The sequence below is a fragment of the Lysinibacillus sp. NPDC097214 genome (genome assembly GCF_050277945.1).
In the GTDB taxonomy this organism is placed as follows: Bacteria; Bacillota; Bacilli; order Bacillales_A; family Planococcaceae; genus Lysinibacillus; species Lysinibacillus xylanilyticus_B.
On the sequence record NZ_JBNNSS010000008.1, the window covers coordinates 41,036 to 66,525 of the forward strand.

The window sequence follows — 25,490 nt, forward strand, 5'->3', positions numbered from 1 at the left end:
GAATGCAGAAAGTAAGCTTCTTTAAATCAATTCATGTCAAGCTAGTACTAATTTACATTTTACTCATCCTACTTGCATTGCAAATAATAGGAATCTATTTTGCGCAAGAATTAGAGAAAAATTTAAAAAGCAACTTCCGAGAATCCATTTTTCAACGTGTCGATTTGATGGAATATAGCATTCGTGAAGAAATGTTAAAAGAACGCGATGAAAGTAGTATGCCATCTCTTGAAGAAAGCTTGAAAACGATAGTTATGGAGTTTTCCACGGGGTTGAGGGAAGTTTCTAATAGCGATATTTTAGAAATCCGTGTCATCGATAATAGACAACGTATTCGCGCCACATCTGAGGTAGACAATCAAAATTTGATTGGACAGCGCTCGAATAATGATCTCGTGCGCCGTGCAATCTCTGCAGAAACTTTATTTGAAAACATTAAACTTGATAATAAAACAAGAAATCGAGTGTGGGTGTTAGCTTCGCCAATTCGAGAGGGTGCAGGTCCTGATGATGAAATCGTAGGGGTACTCTACATTGAAGCTAATATTGAATCTGTTTTTAAACAAGTAAATGACATTAACGGTATTTTCCTTGGGGGTACGGCAGTATCCTTGGTGATTACTATCTTTTTAGGAATTTTAGTGGCACGAACAATTACACAGCCAATTGTAGATATGCGTAAGCAGGCACAGGCGATGGCAAAGGGTAACTATTCTAGAAAAGTGCGGGTTTATGGTACAGATGAGATAGGACAGCTTGCGATCACCTTTAATCATTTAACGAATCGCTTGCAGGAGGCGCAATCTACTACAGAGGCAGAGCGACGAAAGCTCGATTCGGTCCTTAGTAATATGACGGATGGTGTTATTGCGACAGATCGAAAAGGGCGCATCATTCTTATTAATGATCCTGCGCTAGAATTGCTGCATATTTCAAGAGATATTACATTAGGTCGTCCGATTGCATCTGTTTTAGGTATTGACCAAGAGTATAGTTTTGAGGATTTAATTCATATGAATGATGCGGTGAATCTAAATTTCAGTACAGCAGACGCACCGTATATTTTACGTGCGAATTTCTCGGTTATTCAAAAAGAAACAGGCTTTATTAATGGGCTCATTACTGTACTGCATGATATTACAGAGCAGGAAAAAATAGAGATGGATCGTAGAGAATTTGTATCGAATGTGTCACATGAATTACGGACACCATTAACGACGATGCGTAGTTATTTAGAGGCGTTAGCAGATGGTGCATGGAAAGATGAAAATATTGCTCCAACATTTTTGAATGTCACACAAACAGAGACAGAGCGTATGATCCGTTTAGTGAATGACTTATTGCAGTTATCACGAATGGATAGTTCAGATTATGAGTTGAATAAAGACATTGTTCTATTCAATTCATTCTTTAACCGTATTATCGATCGTTTTGAAATGTCTAAGTCAGACAAAGTAAGATTTGAACGTTTATTACCAGAGGCATCTTATTATGTAGAGATTGATACGGATAAGGTGACACAGGTTATTGATAATATCATTTCCAATGCTATTAAGTATTCACCAGATGGAGGTAATATTCGTTTTGGTTTTACAGTGCAAGGAGATATTCTGAAGGTTATGATTTCTGATGATGGTATGGGAATTCCTAAGGAAAATGTAGGACGTATTTTTGAACGTTTCTATCGAGTAGATCGAGCTCGAGCTCGTTCTATGGGAGGAACTGGTCTAGGGCTAGCTATTGCCAGGGAAATGATTGAAGCTCATGACGGTAAAATATGGGCTGAAAGTGAGGAAGGACATGGAACAACAGTGTTCTTCACATTACCACTTAATTTAGATGATTTTGACGAGGCAGGTGAGTGGGAATGAAATATATAGAACCAGTTAAATCAGTTGTATTATTTCTACTCGTTGTGCTAAGTGTGGTTTTAACTTTTATAATTTGGACATACACGCCAGATTATAAATATATTGAACAGACTGAGGGCAAAGAAATCCTGATTGGACCACAAAAAAAAGTGGCGGATGTTATTCGTCCATATAAAGCTATTTACCGTTTTGATAAGGAATTTACCGGAACAGTTTCTAATAGCGTCATGGAAGATATTATGCAAACATTTGAGGGATGGAATGTTCTAGATTTAATGCCTGTAAACAATAATCTTACGGCCGACTCTGTAAACGAGATGATTCGTACTAATAATTGTATGACTGTCTTTTTTACTGGTGAGATTCCTTACTCTGCCTTTAACACAATTTTTCAGTTTGCTGATAAGGAGCTACCTGAAACAACCTTTAATCGTATGATTATAGATTGGAGTACTTATAGTAACAAAGATTTACAGGTGTTTTTCATTAGTGGCAATAATGAATCATTGATGCGTTCGCATGTAAGTCTAGAAAATGCTAATCAGTTTGTACGAAATATTATTGAGCCAGCGAAAACATATGGCACTTTTACAGAGGTGGAGCGAGATGGCTTTACCTCACTATATATTGCAAACGATAAAGTTGAAGCAGCAAAGTATACGTATTTTATAGAAGAGAAACCCGAATTATTTAAAGATGTATTATTTACAAATCTAAAAAATGTTCGGCGAACTGATGAAAGTACAACTACTGAAAAATATCATGATGGAATGTCACGGATGGTGCTTGATTCAAAATTGAAATCATTGACCTATGTCTATCCAGCTGCAGAAAGTAGTTTAAGAATAGAACCTTCCAAGCTCTTGAAGGATAGTTTTGAATTTATCAATGAGCACGGAGGCTTTTCAGATGATTATCGCTATGTATCAACAAGTACAAGCAATAACCAATTAGAATATCAGTTATATTTACACGGATTACCGATTTATAGTGAACAGACTATGACTATAAGTCGAATTACAACCGTTTGGGGAGATAATACTATTTTCGTCTACAAACGTCCATACTTTTCTTTTGAGAAAGATATTTCATCCGAGAGAGAGACGAAAGTACTTCCGTCAGGATCGGAAATCGTTGAAAAAATTAAAAAGCTAGATAACATTGCTTTATCAGATATAGATGACATTGTTGTGGGTTTCAATTTGACTCATGATCAAAGTACAATAGTGACATTAGAGCCGTGCTGGTTTGTCATTCGTAATGGTGTATCCACGAAACTGACGCCTGAAATAGTAGGGGGTGTCAAAAATGGATTGGAATAGAACAAAATCTATTTTTATATTCGTTTTTTTAATCTTAAATATCTTCTTGTATTGGTTGTATTTAAATCGCTATAATGAAGCGCAGAGTGTAGAAATACTAGGTGAAAAAACAATAGAAGCCCGTTTAAAAGATGATAATATTACGTATGGACCACTGCCTAATAGTAACGAGTCTGCTACTTACATTACAGGCGAAGTGCATATTTTTAAAAATACTGCTCCTGATAATAATCAGAAAGTGAGTTTCACTGATGAAGCACATACACAAATAAGTGCTAATTTTATCAATCCTGTGAAATTACGAAATATTAATGATGATACAAGCTTTATCGATTTTGTCCACACAAACGTTAAGAGTGGAGATTCTTATGCATTATGGAAGGTAGACCGTGAGGAACGAGTCGCAGTCTTCTTCCAGAAGAAAAATAATCGAATGTTCTATTACAATGATAGTGCCTTATTAAAAGTACATTGGAATATGGATAACGAAGTGATAAAGTATGAGCAGACAATGATTGACAATATCGAAGAGATGGAGCAACAGGAAACTGTCATTCCACCACTTCAAATTTTCCAAACACTTTATAATAAAACGCTATTAAAGTCAGACTCGAGTATTACGCAAGTGAAGTTAGGATACTCGACATTTAGTAATTTAACGCAAACGCAAGTGTTAATACCAACATGGGAAGTACAAGTGGAATTATCGGACGGAGAAATAGAAGAGTACTTCGTTGATGCTATTGATGGAAAAATTATTGAAATTCAAGGAGACAAGCAACAAGAGGAAGACTGGGGAGTTGAATGATGCGATTTAGTGTTTTAGCCAGTGGCAGTACAGGAAATTCGATTTATGTAGAGAATGATGATCATGCATTTATTGTCGATGCTGGTCTAAGTGGCAAAAAGATGGAGCAACTATTTACAAAAATCGACCGCAATATGAAACAGCTAAGTGGCATTTTCGTTACGCATGAGCATAGTGATCATATTAAAGGAATAGGTGTATTGGCACGAAAATATAATGTACCTATTTATGCAAACACCAAAACATGGCAGGCGATGGACGGGCTAGTTGGTGAAATACCTTTAGAGCAACGTTTTGAATTTGACATGGATACTGTAAAGCATTTTGGTTCATTAGCCGTTGAATCCTTTGCCGTATCACATGATGCAGCAGATCCAATGTTCTATAGTTTCCATGAAAACGGGCGTAAGCTTGTTGTTATTACGGATACAGGCTATGTTAGCGACCGTATGAAGGGTATCATTCGAGGTGCTGATTCCTTTGTATTTGAAAGTAACCACGATGTGAATATGCTGCAAATGGGACGCTACCCATGGTCTATCAAACGTCGTATTTTAAGTGATGTAGGGCACGTTTCAAATGAGGATGCAGCTATAGCAATGAGCGAAGTAGTATTTGAAAAACCAACAAATATTTATTTATCACATTTAAGTATGGATAATAACATGAAAGAGCTTGCGCGCATGAGTGTCACACAAACGTTGCAATCCTGCGGCATTATTGCCGGAGAGTATTTAAATTTATTTGATACAGATGCAGAAGAGCCGACAAAATTAGTAACTGTTTAACTTCTTTCAACAAATGTTTTTGAAACGGTAGTTACAAGTGTTTTTGTAGCGAAAGCAAAGCGTTAGCTACAAATGTTCTTGGCTTAACGTGAGTTAATAATATCGATATATAATGAAGCTGTCATGAGGCTGTTCAATCACATTTTCTATAAAATGTGATTGAACAGCCATTTTTATGTCCATTTTATTTATTTTTCATCTGATTTTAATGTTTGAATTGTAATATTAGGGTAACAACTAACAAATACTGATAAGGGAAAGGATGAGGAGAATGAGCTATTTTCAAGATGATGATAAAAACAATGATTTATTAAAAAATGATGATATACAGAAGTCACCTCTTCAGGAGAGACTCGAACAAGAGGAGCGAGAAATGCAAGAGAAGCGTCATAAAAAGAAAGGCGGTGGCGGAGGTAAGGGTGGTTACTTTTTCACTGGTCTTATTGGTGTCATCATAGGCGCTTTACTCGTTTGGCTCATGATGCCTGGCCTTGTCAACCAAATGCCAGGTACAACGACAAGCAGCACAGCTAAAAATGAAACAACGATTAATCAAGTTGCAACAGAAGTGACTACTGATGTTACAAAAGCAGTAGATAAGGCTTCAGGGGCTGTTGTAGGAATCACGAATATTCAAGAAGTGGCAAGCGGCGGATTCTGGAATCCACAATCTTCAACAGAACAGCCTGCAGGAAGCGGTTCAGGTGTTATTTACAAAGTTCAAGGTGATAAAGCCTTTATCGTGACAAATAACCATGTTATTGAAGGTGCAAAACAGTTAGAAGTAACAATGCCTGATGGAACGAAAGAAGTAGCACAATTAGTTGGTCACGATGTTTGGACAGACTTAGCGGTCATTTCAATCAGCTCTAAAGATGTTAAGACAGTGGCGACATTTGGTAACTCAGATGTATTAAAACAAGGTGAATCAGTTATCGCAATCGGTAACCCACTTGGCTTAGAATTCTATGGCTCTGTTACTACAGGTGTTGTTTCTGGTAAAGATCGTTCTGTACCAGTAGACATAAACAGTGATGGCACAGTAGATTGGCAACAAGAAGTATTACAAACAGACGCAGCTATCAACCCTGGTAATAGTGGTGGTGCACTTGTTAACCTTGCTGGTGAATTAGTCGGCATTAACTCCATGAAAATTGCACAATCTTCTGTTGAAGGTTTAGGATTCTCGATTCCGATTAACTCAGCAATTCCAATTATCGAGGAATTAGAGAAAAATGGTGAAATGAAACGTCCAACAATGGGTATTTCATTAGTAGACTTAACGGATGTTCCAGCATTCTACCAACAACAAACATTACAATTGCCAAAAGACTTAACAACAGGTGTTGTTATTACAGATGTTGTAGCGAACTCTCCAGCTTCAAAAGCAGGCGCTAAACAATACGATGTAATTGTTGAAATGGATGGCCAAAAAATTGAAACAGCCATCGATTTACGTAAACATTTATATAACGACAAAAAAATTGGTGATAAATTAACGATGAAAGTATATCGCCAAGGTAAATTAGTGGATCTATCACTAACATTAACAAATAGCGATTCATTGTAAATTAAAAATCAGTGGGGATTATATGATCTCCACTGATTTTTTTTGGGGGAATCTAAAGATATTAATTATCTTCGAAAGTTGGAGCTAATATTCGTTAATCTATGCCATTTTATAAGTTGATTGGAGTGAAGCGGCTCATCGGACGCTCCCAGGAAGCTTTGCTCTGTGCGAAAGCGAAGCGTCAGCAACAAAGCACCCAGCCAGGGCGGAAATCAACCCTACATTATAGTGAGGAGCCTAAAATATTCAGAGGCATTGAGTGAATTATTAAGAATGATTTAGAAAATATTGTGGATAACTAGAAAATTGTGAATAATAACATTAACACAATGAGTGGCGGTGTGAAGCCTATTCTTCCATACTTGCCTGTCCTTTGTTACAATAGATTGTGGATAACATAGACCGAATTGTGAATAAGTTTGTGGAAATTTCGGAAAATAAGAAGAGGTGCAAAAATGGAAAAATACAGCTGTGAAAACCATATAGAACACGCTTTAGACATGTTTGTGGCAGAGCAAAAAGAGTTCCCGATTATGGATAAAATCGAAGTGGATAAAAAGTTATCCACAAAATGTAACTACTGTGAACTGCCTGCAGAATATCTTGTATCAAGTAAATAACTTTACACAAGATATAGGAATCACTTGTGGATATGTTGATAACTTTTGTGGATAATTTGTTTGTAAATGAAATGTAAAGGTGGATAACGTGTGAATATAACGATTGTATCAGTCGGAAAACTAAAAGAAAAGTACTTAAAAATGGGCATAGACGAATACGTAAAACGTCTTGGTGGCTACGCAAAAATGGATATAATCGAAGTACCTGATGAAAAAGCGCCTGAGCAGCTAAGTGAAGCAGAAATGGAAATCGTTAAGAAAAAAGAGGGTGAACGTATTCTATCTAAAATCGGCCCAGATACATACGTTATCGCCTTAGCTATTAACGGCAAAATGAAAACTTCGGAACAAATGGCGGCAGATCTTGAATCCCTCATGACCTACGGCAAAAGCAAAATCGCGTTTGTCATTGGCGGCTCCCTTGGTTTACATGATGATGTGTTAAAACGAGCTGATGAGCAACAATCCTTTGGAAAGATGACATTACCACATCAGCTAATGAAGCTTGTTTTGGTGGAGCAGGTTTATAGGAGTTTTAGAATTATGAAGGGTGAACCGTATCATAAGTAAGTGCGGTTTTGTTAAAGAACTTAACTGCAGATAGAAAGAATACGCAAAAGAATCACCAAGAATATGCATTTTAGAATATGGTCCAGATTTAAAAGCAAAAAGATGGTGTAGGATTGAATAAATAAGCAAAAAAGAACCTGATCTGGTTCTTTTTTTGCTTATTAGACTGGTTAAGTTAGTCTAATATTGTGACCTTTAATTGTTTTACTCCAAAATTAAGTGCATCTTGTTGAGAAGGGAAGAAGACATCGATTCGATTTCCTTTAATGGCACCGCCAGTATCCCCTGCGATTGCTTCACCATAGCCTTCCACATAAACTTTACTACCCAGTGGAATTACAGTTGGATCAACTGATATGACCTTCGCATTTGGGTTTGTTTTAAGGTTAATTCCAGTAGCAGTAATACCGGAACATCCCTCACATGAAGCCGTATAGGCTGAAGCTTCCACTATAAGTTCCTTTGAAGCAGTATTATTTGTTGATGGAGCAGTTGCTTCAGGTGCATTCTCCTTTGAAGCAGTATTATTTGTTGATGGAGCAGTTGCTTCAGGTGCATTCTCCTTTGAAGCAGTATTATTTGTTGATGAAGCGGTCGCTTCAGGTGCACTATCCTTTGAAGCTGTTTTACTTGTTGATGAAACAGTTTCTTCAGATTTACTCTCCATTGTAGTTGTATTATTTGTTACTGAAGTTGTAGTTTCCTTTGCTGCATGAGCTGCAGGCTTTATAGGTTTGTCAGTTACAGCCGTACTCGTTTTCGTACCATCAATAATGGATAGATTTAATCCCGGATGAATAAGGTCCGTATGTAATTGGTTCCATTCTTTAATTTGCGAAACAGTGACTTGATGATCTAGGGCTATGTCCCATAGTGTATCACCTTGCTTAACGGTATATTGTTGTGCAATGGTAAGTACATCGCCAGGGTGAATAAGGTTAGTAGTAATATGATTCAATGTTTTGATATTTTCTACAGAAGTATTATGTGCACGAGATAAATCCCAAAGAGTATCTCCTTTTTGTACGGTAATTGTTGCAGCTTGAGCATTAGCACCTAAAGTTGCCGAAAGCATTGCAACGGGTACAATTGAAATTATTTTTTTAAGCATTTATTAATCCTCCATGTGCGTTCTTAGTTGTTAATGTAAAATCATCGTAACATAGATTTTTCTGAGAAAAAGAACAAGGAGGTGTTAATTTGATTTCGTCCATGGCATTTATATTGCAATAATATTTCTAATATTAAAGGATACTATTTCCATGATGAGGATACCTGATTCATTAAGGGTTAAATGTGATAATGTTTATACATTAAATAAATTTAATAAATGAGGGATAATCATGTCAGTTGTGAACCTGTTAGCTTCTCAACTAGGTCGAAACGATGAAGAGCCAAATATTGAGCTGGCACATAAATTAGTTAATGAAGAAAATTATACGGGCATAGAAGAAATAATTGAAAACCTAACTTGCAAAGATAAAAAGATTCAATACGATTGTATTAAAGTAGCGTACGAAATTGGGCAAGTTAAACCAGAACTCATCAGTAAGTATGTCCTGACTTTTATAGAGTTGCTAAAAAGCCCTAATAATCGTTTAGTCTGGGGCGGAATGACGGCATTAGCAACGATTGCCGATAGAGCATCAGAAACCATTATGGCTCATCTTAATATATTAAAAAGTGCTATGAAAGTTGGTTCAGTTATTACAATTGATAAAGGTGTCCTAACTCTTGCGAAGTTAGCAGCTGTCAGTAAGGAAAACAATGATGTGATTTTTCCAATATTACTTCATCACCTTGAGAATTGCAGAACAAAGGAAATTCCTCAGCACTCGGAAAGTACGCTATTAGCCGTAACAGATGAAAATAAAGAGGAATTATTGAAAGTGTTACGAAAAAGAGAAAAATACCTAACTGCACCACAATTAAAAAGAGTCAAAAAGATTTATAAAACATTAGAAGCTTAATAAAAATAGTAAAAATTCCCCTATATGTGCCGTGCCATTAATGTAAATTTTAGCATCAGCGATGTTATTAGGAATTATTGAATAAATGTTAAAATAAAAACCGCACTTGGCCGCGTTACGGAGAACCGTATCATAAGTAAGTGCGGTTTTAGAAGGGGATTTCTCCTAAGCCATTTAGTGAATGAGAGATGGTCTCCTTTTTTCATGTATTGATTTCCGTTTCAGACGGACGCGTTCCGCGGGCATAACTTCAGTTTCTTCGTCGCACCGCTCCTGCGGGGCATTCAGCTCATGCTATTCCAGCTGGAGTCACCGCCTTCCACTACAATCCATCACCAACTAAAATAGTGATTTACTAAAAAGTATACAAAAAACAGGTATAGAAAAAGTTCTCTTTTCTATACCTGTTTCCATTTAAGAATTTGCTGGACAGTCCTTTTTCTCCAAACTGAGTATAAGCATAAAATGGGAATATAGTAGATTTATGAATTAAATGTTACTTTCATTTTTAAATGTGTATTGGTGCGAGTGTTAAATATTGCTGCTGAAAGGGAACAAATGACAATATATCAGGAACTAACAAAAGCGAATTGAAGTTATTAGAAGTCCTTATGGTCGTTCCTATTATCGGGTCGAAACAGGCTAGCGCTATCACGGTAAACCATATCATAAGTAATAGAGGTTTTCCATGTATAATAGGATACAGATATAAAATTAAAAATAGTAAACTGATCTAGAACTAGACTGTTAGCTAGAAATTATACTTTTACTTTTAATTTTAGTAGGCTTTGATTGGAGACATTGTGAATGTTAAGTGAACAGACGAGATATTCTAGGCTCGCGAGTATAACCAAAGTAATTAATACAAAGTTAGAACTACGTGAAGTTTTACAGCGTGTAACGCAGGCAATATCCGAGGAAATCGTGCAATGTAACTCGGTTGGTATTTATTTACCAGAAAAAGATGGCACATTTAGAGGATTTGTAGGAAAACCAGAAGATATGAATGGCATAACGCTCGATACGCAGGTAATTGATATTGAAACAGACTTACTGGCCAAAGAGGTTATTGAAACTAAAAAAACCATCTATATCTCTGATACCTCAAAGGATAATCGGCCTGACCCGAGATCGGTAGAAGCCTTCAAAATTAAATCCTTATTAGCACTGCCTATCTCATATGAGCAAGAGATATTTGGTTTAGTTTTTTTATTTGATTATGGAACGCCGATGAATTTAACAGAATCAGAAATTCAGAGTGTTGAAGCATATGTGAATATGGCTGCAGTTGCAATTCAAAACGCAAATAATTTAAAGCAAAAGGAAAACCTTATTGCAGAAAAGCAGTTGTTACTCAATGTTACACGTGATTTGTCGATGTGTTCCTCCGTGCAGAAAAGTCTTGATAAATGTTTTTACTACTTAGGAAAGGTTTTAGGTAGCAAAAAAAGTGCAGCACACATCCTGGATCCGTTGGGAAAAAACACAATCACATTCATGAAGTTTAATAAAGACTGTGATTGGACAGAAGCCAATTGGATGGAGAATCTTAAAAGCATAAGAATGAACCAAAGCTACGAAGCTATGATTCAACAGATTATTGAAACAAAAAGTATAATTCTCACTCCAAATATAGATAGTATGAGTCTACTTATGATGCCACTGGTTTCAATGGGGGAAGTATTAGGGGTTATAACAGTTGTCAATTTAGGAGGGGAAACATGTAATTTCCATGAATCTCAAATTCAATTAGCAAAATCGATAGTCGATGCCACAGCCCCTACAATTTCAAACTTGTTATATATGGACCAACTTGAAAATATGGTAGAAGAACGAACAAGGGAACTAGCTGCTGCTAATGAAAAGGTTACAAGTGTTATTGAAAGTATAACGGATGGATTCTTTGCATTGAACAAAGAGTGGGAATTTCTTTACATGAATAAACATCAATATTTGCCGCAAAGGAAAACGGCAAAAGATGTATTAGGCCAGAATATATGGGGAATTTTCCCGAAATGTGTAGATACGGTCATGTATAAGGAATTTCATCGTGCGATGTCAGAGCGAATAGCAGTACATTTCGAAATGACCTCAGCATATGGTGATTATTGGTACGAAGCAGTTGCTTACCCATATGATGAGGGAATCTGCTGCCTTTTAAAAAACATAACCGAAAAAAAGAAATATGAGAAGGAATTGAAAAGATTATCAAACCTAGACTTAATAGGTCAGATGGCAGCAGGTATTAGCCATGAGATTAGAAATCCTATGACAACAGTACGAGGATTTTTGCAGCTATTAAAAAAAGAGAGCGAGTTCGAAAAACATAATGATTACTTTAATGTAATGATCGAAGAGCTTGACCGTGCCAATTCTATTATTACTGAATTCCTTTCTATAGGTAATACAAAGACATCCGATTTACAGATGTTAGATTTAAATTCTATTATTCGAGATATTACTCCTTTAATAAAGATAGATGCATTTAATCAAAATAAAATTATTCAATTTAATCTGAAAGACATTCCAGATTTACTTTTAAATCGTAACGAAATACGACAATTGATAATAAATCTATACCGTAATGGCTTAGAATCAATGAGCACAGGTAAGGTTCTATCCATCAGTACCTACAAAGGAGATGAAAATTGTGTAATTCTTGCAGTACGGGATCAAGGAGAAGGTATCAGTTCTGCGATAGTAGAGAAATTGGGTACTCCATTTTACACGACCAAAGATAATGGCACTGGCTTAGGACTAGGCATATGCTATGCAATTGCTGCCCGTCATAACGCAAAAGTTGAATTTCAAACAGGATCTGAAGGAACTACTTTTTTTGTGAAATTTACTTATATATGAAAAAGTGAATCTCTGCTTTAGTGTTGTTACGAAGAACCGTAGTGTTGAATAGATTAGCAAGATATGCAAACTTCTTTACTTGCATATCTTTTATTGCAAAGCGCTTTTGTTCATGTTTTTAATTAATAGGCCCAAAAATTTCATGGAAACAAAAAAAGCAGCATCTCACAAGGAGATGCTGCGGTAGAATTCTTTGTTCCTGAAGAACTCTAATGGGTTTGGCACCCAATGATGCTAATTTGTTAAATCTAAAATTACCATTATTCGGTGTCAATAATTGTTGTTTACTACTTATTCAATATAGCATAGCAACCTGTGATATATTAATTAATTATGTATTCTGTGTATACGTTACGCAGAATACATAAAACTGAGGACACATTCGATTTATATTTAAGCGTTGTATAAAAATCGCACTTAAGCCTATTACGGTGAACCGTATCATAAGTAAGTGAGTTTTTTTAAAACAGGCACATTCGCATGAAGCGAATGTGCCTATTTGATTTGTATTTTTACTAAAGTATCTGTTGCATCTAAGTAAGTCACTTTACAGGCAACCGATTCTTCTTTTAAGTAAGAAAATTCATCGCCATCTGTCGAATGATTGCACCTATCATTTTTATGCTGATTTCTTTTGTTTTTGATCTAATAGATGACTAATGAAAGTTAGCAGACTTGCACAGACTGCAACTACTCCACCGACCCATGTTACATTCATCAAATTCCCTTGATGGTATACAATTCCGCCTAATGCAGAACCAAAAGCGATACCTACATTACTTGCCACTGGCATAAGTGAAGCAGCGAGTCCTGTAGCATTTGGATGATAAATTCCGGCGAGGTCTATTAAATAAAGTTGAGTAGATGTTGTTAAGAGGATGGCCATTAAAGACATTACTCCAATGTTTATCAAACCCAAAATAAAATGATTTGTAGTCCAAAATAAAGTTGTCAGAACAACTGCTTGCACGAGAAAAACAAACCGAAGGCGACCGATTGCATTATGGCTGGCAATTTTACCGGCAAGAATGTTGCTGAAAATCGAGATAAATCCGTAACCAAATAAGATTAAACTAATTGAATTATTTGGTGCCCCCATTTCCTTCAAGATAGGAACTAGGTACGTAAAGACGGCATAAGTTGCACCGAATCCGAGAGCAGGAATGAAAAAAGCCATCAAAATTCGTGGCTTGGTCATTAATGAAAATTGATCTCGTATCGAACTGCGAATTTGGCTAAGTTTATTAGGTAAGACAAAAAAAGATGCCAAAAACGCTAATCCTCCTAAGAAAGTGGTTAACATGAAAGTGGCATTCCAGCCGTATCGTTCAGCGATTATAATACCAATTGGCACTCCAACTACATTTGCAAGTGTGAAACCACCGAAAACAAATGATATAGCAAGTCCGCGTTTTTTAATCGGCATTGTTTCACTTGCAACAATCATGGCTAGAGAGATTAGTACTCCTGTTACAATCGCTGTCATAATCCGAAGTGTAAGAAGCATGATGTAGCTCGTCGAAATTACGCACAAAGCATTCAAAACGATGAAAGTCCCTATCAAAAATAACATCCATTTACGCTTTGGAAAATGACTTGTTGCTGCCATCACTAATGGTGTAGCGATAGCAAACGTGATTGCAAACGCAGAAACGAGTGTGCCTGCTTTTGCGTTTGTCATTTGAAGGCTTGAAGAAATATCTGTTAAGATTCCGACAATAACAAATTCGCTTGTCCCTAGAACAAACGTTAATAAAGTAAGTGTTAAGATGAGCAACCAATGTCGCTTGGATAATTCTGAAGGATGCATAAATACCTCTTTTCTTAGATGAATGTAAATGTGTCAGTAGTAGATATACAGCCTAAACATCATACCATAAAATTTTTTTGCGAGAATAATCCTCTCTTAATCAAATGATTACCAGAATCGACAAGGATGCAGAAGGCTATTTAAGAAAGCATACTTAGTTCTTTTGATGGCAGTAGGTATTAAAAAATATGTATGTAAAAAACCGCACTTATTTACCATACGGTGAACCCTATCATAAGTAAGTGCGGTTCCTATAGGTATCAATTGCCCGAATGCATATCTTCATTAGTGTTTCTTCAAAGCAAAACCCAAGAATGCTGTGAAATCACCATTCTTGGGTTTTTTATTTCGGTGTATTTACAAAGGACGCCCTAGATAGTCTCTTTGCCTTTATACACTGATATAAGAGCTATCGGAATTAGTTCTAGATGCTCTGAATTTTACCAGATGGAAACTCGATCCTTCGGAGCTACATACATGCCATCTCCAGGCTTAATTCCATAGGTATCATAGAATTGTTGGAAGTTCACAATCGTGCGGTTTACCCGGATTTTACTGGCTGAATGTACATCATTCTTGCTCAGCATCGCTGCAAATTCCTTTGTAGTTGTGGATTTCCATATTTCTGCATTGCTTTCGAAATATGCTTTATAATCCGGATTACTCATTTCTGATACAACTTGCAATGAAGCCGCCATGCCACCTAAATCAGCGACATTCTCGCTTAGTGTAAGCTGACCGTCGCTCAGCACACCGGGAATAATCTCAATTCCATTATAGAACTCAATCAGTTTCTGGTTTTTCTCTTTGAATTTCTTAAAGTCCTCATCTGTCCACCAGTTATTTGCATTTCCATTTTCGTCGTATGCAGATCCGTTGTTATCAAATGCATGGCTGATTTCATGGCCAATGACCACGCCAATGGCACCATAGTTTGCTTCAGGTTTAGCGTTAATATCATAGAAAGGCGCTTGAAGAATACCTGCTGGGAACGTAATATCGTTATTAAAAGTATTGTAGAAAGCATTTACGGTATATACGCTCGTTCTCCATTGCGTTTTATCCACCGGTTTTCCTAGCTGCGCTTTCGCGTCATCAATGTATGCTTTGGTTACTGTGAAAGTATTAGAGAACAGCGAACCACCTTCGTCATATGTCTTGATAGCTACTTTATCTAATGTCGTATCCCACTTATCTGGGTAACCGATCTTAACAATCATCGTATTCAGCTTTTTAATTGCTTTAGCTTTTGTTGTTTCTGACATCCAATCAAGGGATTTGATTCTTTCCTCATACGTAGCAATTAACTTCTTTACCATTTGCTCAACATCTTTTTTAGCTTGTGGTGAAAAATGTTTCTCGGCAAACATCTGCTCCAAATATCCGCCCATTGTGCCAGTTGTCTTGGCTACTGCAATTTCCTTATCAGTTTTTTTACCTGTAACGCCGTATATGCTTGCGTCAAACTCAATAGCAGCATCTGCGAATTCATCTGACAACAATCCGCCTGTTGCCGAAAGCAATTGCACTTTGGAGTAAGCTTTAAGTACATTAAGATTAGCCTCAGTCAAGAGTTCCGAGCCTTTTTGCGCCAGCTTCACATCGGTTACGATCACTTTATCTGCACTGTCGACTTTCATCGATTTCAAGACTTGTTTCATATCTATTGTTTTGAACATGTCATCGAATTGTTCGATTGTATACGGATTATAATATTTATTGACGTCGCCTTGTTCATGAGGTTCAAGTGAAACAGAAGCTAAGCTTTTCTCCATTTCGTAAACTTTCTCAGCAAGTTCTTTCGCAGAAGACTTTTCCGCGCCCGATGCCACAAGAAGTTTGTTCATATATTGAATATAGGCTTTTTTCGCTTTCGCGTCTTCCGTTACAAAGCTGTTCTGATCCAGACCAGTAGATAATCCAGAGTAGTACAAAGCATTTTCACTACTGTTTTTTGCATCGTTCATGATTGCAAAGCCGAATAATGAGCTTAGACCCAATTCTTTCTCCAGGGTAAGATCTGCTTGAACGAGTTCATCAAACGTTTTAGCCCCGTCTATTGCCTTTACATATTTTTGAATGGGCTCAATCCCTTGTTTATTTCTATTTTTTGAATCCAACGCTGTCGAATAGAAGTCGGCAATTTTTTGTTCTTTTGTTCCTTCTGCGAATTGTTTGCCAGCGAGTTCATCAATTATTTTTTCTATTTTATCGCTATTTTCCTTGTGCAGCTCGGAAAATACGCCGCCCATGATTTCTCCTGCTGGAATTGCTGATTTATTTAACCATTTCTTATTGATTGCTTCATAAAAATCGTCATTTAAATGGGAGCCTTGAAGCGACCAAATTCTGGCGATAATGTTTTGGAATTCATCGATTGTAATAGTGTCATTTGCGCCTAATGTACCGTCAGGGTTGCCTGTCAGTACGCCTGCTTTTGCTAATTTATCAATATCTTTCTTGGCCCAAGCGGGTACATCGGTGAACTCGACGCCAAATGTTCCACTGCGTAGATCATTTCCGACAGGCTTTGGCAATTCGCCGAATGCCCTGCTCAACATGATTAAAGCTTCAACCTTCTTAGCTGGCTCATTCTCTCTTAAATCTCCACTTTTAGAGCCTAGCATAATGGCTTCTTTATTAACTCCTGGTTGATAAGCGTCTGCTGCCATCAACAAGGTTTTTACAATCTCTCCTCTTGTCGCTGCTGGCGACTTTTCATCGGCATACACCGATACGCTAACTGATAGGACCATTATTATGGCCGTGAGTAAGGATAAAACCTTCTTTTTCATCTTCGAGCTCCTCTAAATTATATTTGTATAAATAAAGATAAATGGGGATAATTTAGAATTTTCTCCATTTACATACCATTGTAGTTGTTTTTTTTCTGTTTGAAAATATGTAAGGAGCTTTTTACATTTTCAAGAGAGTATGATTCAGTCAATTTTTCGGTGATATAGCTTTTAAGCAAGAGCGGTATTACAAGAAGGTCACTTTTTAGTTGGAAATTCCGCTATGAACTATAGTGGTCAAATATGAATCGCAATAAGATATATAACGATGAACCTTATCATAAGTAAATGGGGTTCTTCAGTATTTAAAACAGTCTTTTACAAAAGATTTAATGTCGTTATTGCTTTTATTATATTCAAGAGTAACTTATGTCATACAGCATGTGGAGGGAGTCGTCATGATAGTAATTGAGGAGTTTGTGAATGGTTATTGAAGGATATTGTATAAAATAAGGGTGGATACGAATAACTTTATTTTATCACAACAAAACAGCTGAGAGGTTCTCAGCTGTTTTTATTAGTTATTTCTACTTAGGCTGTTTATTCGATAAAAAATTATAAATATTAACTTCACCTGACCCGTAAAGTGGATCCTGGCCGACTTTGCCAAAATCAATGGCACTTTTTCTGACGGCAGCTGCTACTTGGGAAGGATTATATTCAGGGTGAGCAGCTTTAATAACTCCAGCCACACCAGCTACTTTCGGTGCTGCCATTGAAGTTCCGTGTAAATAAGAATAGCCGTGCCAACTTCCATCATTGAATTCCGTAGTTGCATTTCCACCTGCGACTGGATAAGTAGGGTAAGTAGATAGTGTACGATAAGTGAAATCGCGTTTATCTAAATAGTTTCCAGTTGGATCCTGACGATATAAACTATCATATAATGGACCATTATCCCCACCAGGAGCGGCTACGTCAATGTCATTCCCGTAATTGGAGTAAAATGCAATACTATCGTTTGACCATTCATTAGATGAGGATACCGTAATAACTCCAGGAATTTGTGCTGGTACTACACGTGAAGGACCTTTGATATCTAATCCGTACTTATCTTTCCAATATGCCTGCATATCATGTATATCATTAAAGTTTTTTGAGTCATTGCCGGCAGACACGACAACAGTAACTCCTTGTTTAATCGCATACTGAACGGCACGGTGATAGGCTACCATTGAAGCGGAATCACCCTTTTCATCTAAGTTATGAGCCATCCAACGCCAGCCCCCAATGGACATGTTAATTACTGCTACTCCATCGTTTGCTGCTGCTACAATGGCATCGGTAATCCATGATTGTTCAGCTTGTCCATCTGCTCCAAAAACACGATATGCTCTAACCGTTAAATCTGGACCTACACCCATAACCTTCCCGTTAGCTGCAATCGATCCAGCGACATGTGTACCATGACCGTTTTGGTCCCACGCATCAGTTGTACCAGGTACGAAGGTTTTTGAACCCGCCAAATCGACATTATTCTGTAAATCAGGATGGCTAAAATCGATACCAGTATCGATGACAGCTACAACGGTATCGTGATTTCCTTTATTTAAATTATAGGACTCCCCATTGTTCGTTAAACGTTGCATGTCCCATTGTTTGTCCCAATAGCTTTCTGCATTTGGATCTAATGAAGCTTTCTCACCATTAGGAGTTCCGGGAGTAAAACTAATCGCATTATCCGGATCCGTTTCTAAGTATGCTTCAAGTTCTAGTCCAGCTGATTGTACATTTTTATCTTGTTTTACAGCTGAAAGGAAAGTGGAATCAAAAGAGGTAGCTTCTACAATACCGATTTCGGGAATAACCCTTTCAATGGACCCTCCAGCTTTAGAAATAGATTCTGAGAAGTTATCAGGCAGCTTCCCTTTGTAGGCTATTACATAATGTTCCTCTTCCTGCGCAGCATTTGTTTTAGTTGTTGGAATGCCAGCTAGTAGAGAAAATGATAGGACAGAACAAATTGAAAACATTACTAGTTTCTTTTTCATTTAATTTCCCCCTAAAAATTCTTCAAATTAAAATAATTTTATGCTCTTCAATTTCTTTTAGAACTAATTATCGAGAGATTTTATAAAAATAGACTTATCACCAAAAGTCGTGATTGTTATTTCATCGTGATCCACTAAAGATTTCAGATGAGATTAATAGTTTTGGGGAATGATACCACAAAGTTGCAGATAGTTATCCATAAGAATACTGAGTCTAAATGGGACATTAATGAGATAGGGAGACTATTTCAAAAGGCTGGAAAGGTAATAGAGAAACCTTAGAGGTTCATTTTAGTTTAAAAGACGTGTAGGTTGATTACGCTAGGAAATTAAACGAAGCACTTACTGATGATGTGATAGTAAAGTAGAAGTTTAATCTTATTGTATAAAAAAGTGAATAAACACAATAAAAGTCGCCTTTTATAACTACTTGAGGACTTTTTGTTGCAGGTCTAAAGGTGGAAGATAATTAGTGTTTAATAGAAATATTGACATTTATTTTTTAGACAACTAAGCTTAATTGAAAATAGAGCTGGGGAGGGTCTGCCAGTGGAATTAATTAAATTAAATTGTCCGAATTGTAATGGGAAAATTGAATATAAAGAGGAACAAGCATTCAAATGTCCTTTTTGTGAAACAGAAATAATGTTGAAAGAGAATAAAGTCTATTATGTTGATCAGACGATTAATAATTATTATGGTACAACTTCTTCGGATAAAGCTACACGCCCAAAAACGAATTTAAAAGCGCTTTTCATGATACCGATTGTAATCCTGTGTGTATTCCTAGGCTATTTGCTTTTGAGCAACAATCAAACAGAATATGGTAAGCGAAAGGAAATACCTGTTCGAGAAATGCCTGAAAGCGAAGTTCTTTTATTCTTTTTAAAAGATATTTTTGATAAAGGTGGAGCTATGCCGACTAAAGAAGAAATCGCAAGTATCCGTTATTTAAAGGCATACTATGCTGAAGATCAGTGGCATTTTGATTACAGTCTTGACGATCCATTTACAAATAAGCAAGCCAAAATTTCTAACTATATCATGATGGATAAGTTATTAAATACACAAAAAATCGAGCAAAAAGATTTTGAAGCCTTTACTGGTCTGACGGTATTGAATTTGATGGGTGATTATGAAATATCACGAAGTGAAAATGTAAGCTTCCGACATCTGGAAGGTTTAAAAAGCTATACAGGTAGCTTTAATGAATCATTTAGTAAAATTGCTGAATATTTTAGCGATAAGTCTACTGTTGTAGAGCTCTCTATCCAAATTCGAAGTAATGATGAACTTGCTTTATTATTAGCGTTTCCTAATCTTCAATCACTTGAAATTTCGTATTTCACTGAGACGGTTACAGACTTCCCTCTTCTGAATAAACTACCATTAAAATCATTGTCTTTACGGTCTACCAATGATTTGAAGTGGTTGTCTTCATTAACTGATTTAGAGTCGTTAGCAATAGATATGAGTGAAGCGACAGACTTTAGCTCGTTCTATTCACTGAATCAATTACAAGAATTGAAACTTACAGCGGTAAAAAATTTAAAAACGCTAGATTTTATACAAAACATGCCTAACTTGCAATCGCTTGATCTTGAAAATATGGATATTACGAATGTAGAACGCCTTAGAAATAAGTCTTCATTGACAAAGCTGCGTTTAGCTTCTCTTTATAAATTAGAATTGCTTGATATTGTGAACAGCCTGACGTCACTGACTGATTTATCGATAATCGGTTATAGTGGGCAAATAGCATCGATTGTAGCACCCCATTTAAAAAAAGCGGAATTAGAAAGTACTTTCCTACCTAAGTTAGAGGCACCTGCTTTAAAAGATTTGACTGTTGATATAAGTGGGGCGCAGTTGAATGGGGCAGAATTACTGAAATACCCACAGCTAGAACAACTTATAGCAATGGAGTCTGGCGAATTTACAGGCATCCGTTCTTTAAATCGTCTATCAAATCTGCAAACAATAAATTTAAATGAGACCACTTTTTATGAAGAGACGAGTGAATTATTTAATTTACAGCATGTAAAAACGTTAAATTGTAATGAGTGTAAGTTTCAAATTAATAGTCAAAATTCGTTTAATAATAACAAACTGGAACATTTAACGTTGAATGATGTATCCTTCCGAATAGATAATGGTGACTGGGTACACGAAGTCGATAAGGTTATGCCTTACTTTGCTGGCCTTTCAGCCCTGCGTTCATTCACTATACAAGATAGTTCACTACAATCATTAAGTTTTATGGAAAAATGGCAACAAATTGAGGAGCTTCATTTGGAAAATAACGCTCTTTCAAATGTAGAGCCTTTGGTGAATCTACCTAATTTGCAAAAGCTATATATTTTAGGCAATCAGGTGCAAAATACATCTGTTCTAGACAAAAGAATTTTGATTTATTGAGGTAATGTGTTTCATTTAAAATAGACTTATAATATCTCACTTAGATATTAGGGAAGTTTTAATACAAATGAATAAAATAAGCTGTATAGAAAGTTAGATTTTTAATAACTTCTATACAGCTTATTATTTTTAATCCTTATATAGTGTGCTTTAAAACAGGCATCTTACTCTATCCAATAACACTCTTAAAAAAACTGATCATGTATGCCACAAATTCGCGCTGGGCATAACATAATCAATTCATAGTAAGAGCTGTTATCGTTAACTTTTTATTGCTAGGCCACTAAAAGAAACGGGTCCAACAACATTTGCTTGTGTGTTGGGTGTAATATTCTCAGCGAAAACCTGATAGAAGTTAGCGCCAGCTGTTAAATTGGAATCAATAGCTTGGAATGTAAAGACATAGTTTTGCTCTGAACCAGTTGATTCTACGCCATCTTGAGTATTAAAGATTTCTTTCCCGTTACGGAACACTCTAAATACAATTTGTGAAATATCTATAACTCCAGCCACACCGACGCTTGTAAGTAGCTCGACGCGATTATTTCTTGAAGCTGTACCTGGGATGTTTATTTGAATCGAAGCTAAAAGAACTCTAAATGGAGCTTGCGGAATAGGAAAGGCATTTGCTGGGTTAAATGTGCTTAGAGGCTCAACTGCTTGGTAATCAAGGATTTGCACCATTTTATCACCTCCTTTTGCTAGGATACTAAAAGATATGCTTTGATAGTAGAGATTGATTGTGTAGTAAACTAAGCCGTGCTATTTTTAAAACTTTGTTTAGATTATTGTTCTAGTCCTTCAGGAATTGTAAGCCTAAAATCATTTGGGATGATTACGGAGATCCTTATCATAAGTTTGAGGTAATAAAATAGGTGGAAAGGTATGTGAACATAGTTGTTTTTCATACCTTCTTAGATGAGATTAGAGAAAGGTGTTTAAATTTGAGGTTGCGCTTCTTGCATTGAAATGAGCCAAATAAAATCATCCTCAATAATTATTTGAATGTCTAAGCCTAGGCTCATCAACTTTTCAGCTTTTAATTGTTTCGTACTTATACCACGACGTTTGTCCCCAAGAATAAGAAAATCTGTATCCTGTGTAACAGCCCCTTGCATAATCCCTCCACAAGCTCGTACTCTTTTTGCAGCTTCTGAACGTGTCATAGTGGAAAGCGCCCCTGTAAAGACGATTTGTTTATGATGAAATGGATGCTTTAAACATTGGGATGGATTAGAAAGATGGATGAATTCTGTATTGTTATTCATGTTGATTCTCCTTGAGTGAAATGAAAGGTTTCTACTTAAATTATAGGTGAGATTGATTGATTTGATTCTACATATAAACTAGTCATGGAAATCGTATCATAAGTTAAAGAGGAAGCATTCATTAGTGCTTCTTTTTTGCGTTTTATTTTTGTAAGTAGGTCCATTAATTTTTTTGAGGATGTATTTATAGTCAAAGTTAGATTGCATAGATTTTCGTTACTTTATCCGTACATATTTTCTGCACATTTTACAATACTATATTTAGATTATTTATTAAAATGGCAGGAAGGGGAGAGGTAGAATTGGCTAAGCACTCAGATATGAGTTGGAAAAAGGATCATCCAAGCACTTTGTTTGGGAACTCTGTCCAAAAGGCAGAGCGTTTGTTGAAGCATGTAAAGACACATCCGGAGGAAATAGCGATTGAGCATGCTTTCAATCAAATCGAACATGCAGAAAATGCATTTATGAATGCAAAGGAATATGGTGAGCATTTGGATACAGTCCAACAAAATAAAGAATACTTAGAGCAGATCAAGCAGCAATTACACGAAATGCAAGGCAAACAGTGACAGAAGAAATAAATATAATTTTAAGCGGCTTAAATCCAATAATAAAAGGACTAAGCCGCTTAATTTTATTCTTATGCGAAATGTTGCAAAAGATGGGGTGACTGAGCACCTTTCCTGGGAAATATTTTGTGTATATTTATAATATTCAGTTTAGTTTTTGTGTTATCACGAAAGATGGCATGATATTTACGTATGTCATGAATAGTATGGATTGGGTAGGAGCGCCCCTGGAAAGCGCTAGTTGAAACGGAAAGCCACTACATGTTCCTAATTTTAAATTAACACCAAACGATTATTTTATACGGTGTGGTTTGTGCAGGGATACTTCTTGTAGTAGGGCCATAGATCACAATTAAGTTTCTATTGGCTAGGCTTTTCGAAAAAGGCTGCCCATTTTTGAGCAAGATAAGTGTATAAGCAGAAAGATTTAGTTGTAATTGGCCATCACTACTCACTAATTGTTGATTAAAAAAGTCGACTTTTACATTTTGATTGTTATTTTCCTTTACAACAACAAGTGCTCGATATTGAGGCGGATATATTAAAGGTACAGGTGCATTCCCATCATAATATCCAGTAACCTGATCGCCGGGAGCCACGATTTCTTGATTTACAAAGTAAGTAGAAGGTGAGATGACAAAATTGACGATGCCTTGAGTACTATCTTCTACCGTCATAAGTTTATAACAGCCTTCTTTTTCTCCATTTTGCCCAATTGGGAAATCATCAATCTGCGTAACGACACCACGAAATGATTTAAAGTTTACCATGGCTATTCCTTTCTTTATAAAATTTCCATCAATCATTGGTGAAACAAAAGCTTTAGTTAATTATTGTTTACCCGAAAATTGAATTCATGACTAAAAGAACTTCAACAGCATCATTTTAATTTATGTAACATCTCCGATTTGGGTGACTGAGAATGATTTTATTATCAAAAGGACAGGTTTATATATTATATGAATCAATATATACTTAACTGACAAACTATAAATGTTATTTTTAAGAGGAGGGGAGCCTATTGAAGTGGATTTCTAAAAATAAGAAACTCCTTTTAATATTCATCATTATTATTATTTTCATTGCTGGTATACTCGATATCAAATATGAAGGGTTATTCTTTCAACTATTACCGGAATCTGTTCAAAACTATTTAGCTGATATTTTCTAAGTAGAATTGTATTTTCTAGGACACAGAGACTGGCTAAAAAATGCGTCTATTCATAAGGAATTGGGTTTTTATCCAATTCCTTTATTTAATCCCAAATAAATTTGTTGACATGGAGTTAACTCCATCTTTTAAAGTGAAAGTATTAAAAGAATGGGGTGATGTGAATGGCTTTTATTACTTATGTATTGATAGGGTTATACGCATTATTGACAGGGATTGCAGGCTTGCAGCAATGGAAAGAGAACGGATATCAAGTACGAACAGTCTTATTTGTGGTCTTATCTATCAGTGTTCTTGTAACGATATTTTTACCAAACAAATCTCTGGTACTAATGTTACTAATTCTTGAATTTGTTCTGTTACATGTATTAGCAGTTGCGGAAGGGCTAGTAACTAATAAACAGCTTAGATATAGTCATCATATCGTTCGCTTCATATTCCATTGTATACTGCTATTAATGGTTATCTTCATTCAGTAAAAACTTCCACCTCTGAAGGAGTTGAGATGAATGTAGATGTGGTTCCTTTTCAGTGAGTGTCCTAACACCTACTGAAATATACAGGCTTGGGCACAATTACGCCAAGGCGAAATTGATAAATAATTTATTTACTAGTAGGTGATGATCATAAAAATCGGTGAATTTGCTACATGTACTGGTCTTAGTAAAGACACTATCCGTTATTACGAAAAAATGGGTCTATTACGTCCAGAAATAAATAACAAACATCGTGAGTATAACGTGGATCATATCGAAATCATTAGTACAATCCTTAAACTAAAGCAATGTGGTTTTTCACTTCAAGAAATTAAAATACTTTTTGAATGGTCGCAAAATACTGATGAAAATGATGAATTGACAGAAGCGGAAATTCAAAACCTGCGACAGATGAAATTATTATTTCAAAATAAGTATAAGCAGATGATTCAAAGAGAAAAAGAGATTAAACAAATAAAGCAAGTCTTACAACGTGCTGATGATAAAATGGAGCAGCTATTAGAAAAAAATAAAGGTTAGATAGGTGTTCTCATAAAAATCACGGTATCACATTACTATCTCCCTGTACTGTACTGAATTAACAATAGGCA

21 protein-coding genes are annotated in these 25,490 nt (G+C 36.1%); 14 read left to right on the plus strand and 7 right to left on the minus strand.

The window, feature by feature from the left end:
• Window positions 1-2: 2 nt before the first annotated feature.
• The 7 genes from walK to rlmH all read left to right on the plus strand — a co-directional run bounded on the left by walK (window position 3) and on the right by rlmH (window position 7,549).
• Complete coding sequence (gene walK, locus ACQKMI_RS17720; protein WP_427491070.1) at window positions 3-1,871, plus strand: cell wall metabolism sensor histidine kinase WalK; 1,869 nt, start codon at window positions 3-5, stop codon at window positions 1,869-1,871.
• Complete coding sequence (locus ACQKMI_RS17725) at window positions 1,868-3,193, plus strand: YycH family regulatory protein (RefSeq protein WP_427491072.1); 1,326 nt, start codon at window positions 1,868-1,870, stop codon at window positions 3,191-3,193. The genes walK and ACQKMI_RS17725 overlap by 4 nt, the downstream gene beginning before the upstream one ends.
• A complete protein-coding gene (locus ACQKMI_RS17730; RefSeq protein ID WP_427491074.1) occupies window positions 3,180-4,001 on the plus strand; it encodes a two-component system regulatory protein YycI in 822 nt (273 codons plus the stop codon). The genes ACQKMI_RS17725 and ACQKMI_RS17730 overlap by 14 nt, the downstream gene beginning before the upstream one ends.
• Complete coding sequence (locus tag ACQKMI_RS17735; RefSeq protein ID WP_427491076.1) at window positions 4,001-4,789, plus strand: MBL fold metallo-hydrolase; 789 nt, start codon at window positions 4,001-4,003, stop codon at window positions 4,787-4,789. The genes ACQKMI_RS17730 and ACQKMI_RS17735 overlap by 1 nt, the downstream gene beginning before the upstream one ends.
• 271 nt (window positions 4,790-5,060) lie before the next feature.
• Window positions 5,061-6,359 (plus strand): S1C family serine protease, encoded by a 1,299-nt coding sequence (locus tag ACQKMI_RS17740; protein WP_427491078.1) that lies wholly within the window; start codon window positions 5,061-5,063, stop codon window positions 6,357-6,359.
• A gap of 455 nt (window positions 6,360-6,814) precedes the next feature.
• On the plus strand, window positions 6,815-6,979 hold the full coding sequence (locus tag ACQKMI_RS17745; RefSeq protein ID WP_427491080.1) for a CxxH/CxxC protein: 165 nt from the start codon (window positions 6,815-6,817) through the stop codon (window positions 6,977-6,979).
• Between the two features lie 90 nt (window positions 6,980-7,069).
• Window positions 7,070-7,549 carry a 23S rRNA (pseudouridine(1915)-N(3))-methyltransferase RlmH gene (rlmH, locus tag ACQKMI_RS17750; RefSeq protein ID WP_079563384.1) on the plus strand — a complete coding sequence of 160 codons (480 nt, stop codon included), beginning with the start codon at window positions 7,070-7,072 and terminating at the stop codon, window positions 7,547-7,549.
• Window positions 7,550-7,724: 175 nt separating this feature from the next.
• Here rlmH and ACQKMI_RS17755 read toward each other — a convergent pair whose 3' ends face one another.
• The gene (locus ACQKMI_RS17755) at window positions 7,725-8,660 is read right to left on the minus strand and encodes a LysM peptidoglycan-binding domain-containing protein (RefSeq protein WP_427491082.1); all 936 of its coding nucleotides are present in this window, start codon (window positions 8,658-8,660) and stop codon (window positions 7,725-7,727) included.
• A gap of 232 nt (window positions 8,661-8,892) precedes the next feature.
• Here ACQKMI_RS17755 and ACQKMI_RS17760 point away from each other — a divergent pair, with 232 nt between their 5' ends.
• Together ACQKMI_RS17760 and ACQKMI_RS17765 are read left to right on the plus strand one after the other, a co-directional pair.
• Window positions 8,893-9,519, plus strand: coding sequence for a hypothetical protein (locus tag ACQKMI_RS17760; protein ID WP_427491084.1), 627 nt, complete (start codon window positions 8,893-8,895; stop codon window positions 9,517-9,519).
• 807 nt (window positions 9,520-10,326) lie between these two features.
• The gene (locus ACQKMI_RS17765; protein ID WP_427491086.1) at window positions 10,327-12,378 is read left to right on the plus strand and encodes a GAF domain-containing sensor histidine kinase; all 2,052 of its coding nucleotides are present in this window, start codon (window positions 10,327-10,329) and stop codon (window positions 12,376-12,378) included.
• Window positions 12,379-12,997: 619 nt separating this feature from the next.
• Here the strand turns inward: ACQKMI_RS17765 and ACQKMI_RS17770 are convergent.
• From ACQKMI_RS17770 to ACQKMI_RS17780, 3 genes are all read right to left on the minus strand, one after another.
• Window positions 12,998-14,188 carry an MFS transporter gene (locus tag ACQKMI_RS17770; protein ID WP_427491088.1) on the minus strand — a complete coding sequence of 397 codons (1,191 nt, stop codon included), beginning with the start codon at window positions 14,186-14,188 and terminating at the stop codon, window positions 12,998-13,000.
• A gap of 440 nt (window positions 14,189-14,628) precedes the next feature.
• Window positions 14,629-16,983 (minus strand): M13-type metalloendopeptidase, encoded by a 2,355-nt coding sequence (locus tag ACQKMI_RS17775; protein WP_427491090.1) that lies wholly within the window; start codon window positions 16,981-16,983, stop codon window positions 14,629-14,631.
• 527 nt (window positions 16,984-17,510) lie between these two features.
• Window positions 17,511-18,974 carry a S8 family peptidase gene (locus ACQKMI_RS17780; RefSeq protein WP_427491092.1) on the minus strand — a complete coding sequence of 488 codons (1,464 nt, stop codon included), beginning with the start codon at window positions 18,972-18,974 and terminating at the stop codon, window positions 17,511-17,513.
• Between the two features lie 549 nt (window positions 18,975-19,523).
• Between ACQKMI_RS17780 and ACQKMI_RS17785 the strand changes: the two genes are divergently transcribed.
• Entirely contained in the window at window positions 19,524-21,392 is a 1,869-nt protein-coding gene (locus tag ACQKMI_RS17785; RefSeq protein ID WP_427491094.1) for a leucine-rich repeat domain-containing protein, read from the plus strand.
• A 261-nt stretch (window positions 21,393-21,653) separates the two neighbouring features.
• On the opposite strand, the gene ACQKMI_RS17790 is transcribed toward ACQKMI_RS17785, so the two are convergent.
• Together ACQKMI_RS17790 and ACQKMI_RS17795 are read right to left on the minus strand one after the other, a co-directional pair.
• Window positions 21,654-22,076 (minus strand): exosporium protein C, encoded by a 423-nt coding sequence (locus ACQKMI_RS17790; RefSeq protein WP_427491096.1) that lies wholly within the window; start codon window positions 22,074-22,076, stop codon window positions 21,654-21,656.
• 254 nt (window positions 22,077-22,330) lie between these two features.
• A complete protein-coding gene (locus ACQKMI_RS17795; RefSeq protein WP_427491098.1) occupies window positions 22,331-22,660 on the minus strand; it encodes a BRCT domain-containing protein in 330 nt (109 codons plus the stop codon).
• A 302-nt stretch (window positions 22,661-22,962) separates the two neighbouring features.
• Here ACQKMI_RS17795 and ACQKMI_RS17800 point away from each other — a divergent pair, with 302 nt between their 5' ends.
• A complete protein-coding gene (locus ACQKMI_RS17800) occupies window positions 22,963-23,232 on the plus strand; it encodes a hypothetical protein (protein ID WP_427491100.1) in 270 nt (89 codons plus the stop codon).
• A 278-nt stretch (window positions 23,233-23,510) separates the two neighbouring features.
• Here the strand turns inward: ACQKMI_RS17800 and ACQKMI_RS17805 are convergent, their stop codons facing one another.
• Window positions 23,511-24,002 carry a hypothetical protein gene (locus tag ACQKMI_RS17805; RefSeq protein WP_427491258.1) on the minus strand — a complete coding sequence of 164 codons (492 nt, stop codon included), beginning with the start codon at window positions 24,000-24,002 and terminating at the stop codon, window positions 23,511-23,513.
• 251 nt (window positions 24,003-24,253) lie between these two features.
• Between ACQKMI_RS17805 and ACQKMI_RS17810 the strand changes: the two genes are divergently transcribed.
• The 3 genes from ACQKMI_RS17810 (at window position 24,254) to ACQKMI_RS17820 (ending at window position 25,419) form a co-directional block, all read left to right on the plus strand.
• Window positions 24,254-24,403, plus strand: coding sequence for a hypothetical protein (locus ACQKMI_RS17810; RefSeq protein ID WP_427491102.1), 150 nt, complete (start codon window positions 24,254-24,256; stop codon window positions 24,401-24,403).
• A 164-nt stretch (window positions 24,404-24,567) separates the two neighbouring features.
• Window positions 24,568-24,882, plus strand: a complete 315-nt coding sequence (locus ACQKMI_RS17815; RefSeq protein WP_427491104.1) for a hypothetical protein — start codon at window positions 24,568-24,570, stop codon at window positions 24,880-24,882.
• Between the two features lie 141 nt (window positions 24,883-25,023).
• Complete coding sequence (locus tag ACQKMI_RS17820) at window positions 25,024-25,419, plus strand: MerR family transcriptional regulator (protein WP_427491106.1); 396 nt, start codon at window positions 25,024-25,026, stop codon at window positions 25,417-25,419.
• Window positions 25,420-25,490: the final 71 nt, after the last annotated feature.

Bases quoted from the DNA above. Each gene is read 5' to 3' on its own strand.
- walK (WP_427491070.1), top strand. From the start codon at position 3: ATGCAGAAAGTAAGCTTCTTTAAATCAATTCATGTCAAGCTAGTACTA.
- ACQKMI_RS17725 (WP_427491072.1), top strand. From the start codon at position 1,868: ATGAAATATATAGAACCAGTTAAATCAGTTGTATTATTTCTACTCGTT.
- ACQKMI_RS17730 (WP_427491074.1), top strand. From the start codon at position 3,180: ATGGATTGGAATAGAACAAAATCTATTTTTATATTCGTTTTTTTAATC.
- ACQKMI_RS17735 (WP_427491076.1), top strand. From the start codon at position 4,001: ATGCGATTTAGTGTTTTAGCCAGTGGCAGTACAGGAAATTCGATTTAT.
- ACQKMI_RS17740 (WP_427491078.1), top strand. From the start codon at position 5,061: ATGAGCTATTTTCAAGATGATGATAAAAACAATGATTTATTAAAAAAT.
- ACQKMI_RS17745 (WP_427491080.1), top strand. From the start codon at position 6,815: ATGGAAAAATACAGCTGTGAAAACCATATAGAACACGCTTTAGACATG.
- ACQKMI_RS17755 (WP_427491082.1), bottom strand. From the start codon at position 8,660: ATGCTTAAAAAAATAATTTCAATTGTACCCGTTGCAATGCTTTCGGCA.
- ACQKMI_RS17760 (WP_427491084.1), top strand. From the start codon at position 8,893: ATGTCAGTTGTGAACCTGTTAGCTTCTCAACTAGGTCGAAACGATGAA.
- ACQKMI_RS17765 (WP_427491086.1), top strand. From the start codon at position 10,327: ATGTTAAGTGAACAGACGAGATATTCTAGGCTCGCGAGTATAACCAAA.
- ACQKMI_RS17770 (WP_427491088.1), bottom strand. From the start codon at position 14,188: ATGCATCCTTCAGAATTATCCAAGCGACATTGGTTGCTCATCTTAACA.
- ACQKMI_RS17775 (WP_427491090.1), bottom strand. From the start codon at position 16,983: ATGAAAAAGAAGGTTTTATCCTTACTCACGGCCATAATAATGGTCCTA.
- ACQKMI_RS17780 (WP_427491092.1), bottom strand. From the start codon at position 18,974: ATGAAAAAGAAACTAGTAATGTTTTCAATTTGTTCTGTCCTATCATTT.
- ACQKMI_RS17790 (WP_427491096.1), bottom strand. From the start codon at position 22,076: ATGGTGCAAATCCTTGATTACCAAGCAGTTGAGCCTCTAAGCACATTT.
- ACQKMI_RS17795 (WP_427491098.1), bottom strand. From the start codon at position 22,660: ATGAATAACAATACAGAATTCATCCATCTTTCTAATCCATCCCAATGT.
- ACQKMI_RS17805 (WP_427491258.1), bottom strand. From the start codon at position 24,002: ATGGTAAACTTTAAATCATTTCGTGGTGTCGTTACGCAGATTGATGAT.
- ACQKMI_RS17815 (WP_427491104.1), top strand. From the start codon at position 24,568: ATGGCTTTTATTACTTATGTATTGATAGGGTTATACGCATTATTGACA.
- ACQKMI_RS17820 (WP_427491106.1), top strand. From the start codon at position 25,024: ATGATCATAAAAATCGGTGAATTTGCTACATGTACTGGTCTTAGTAAA.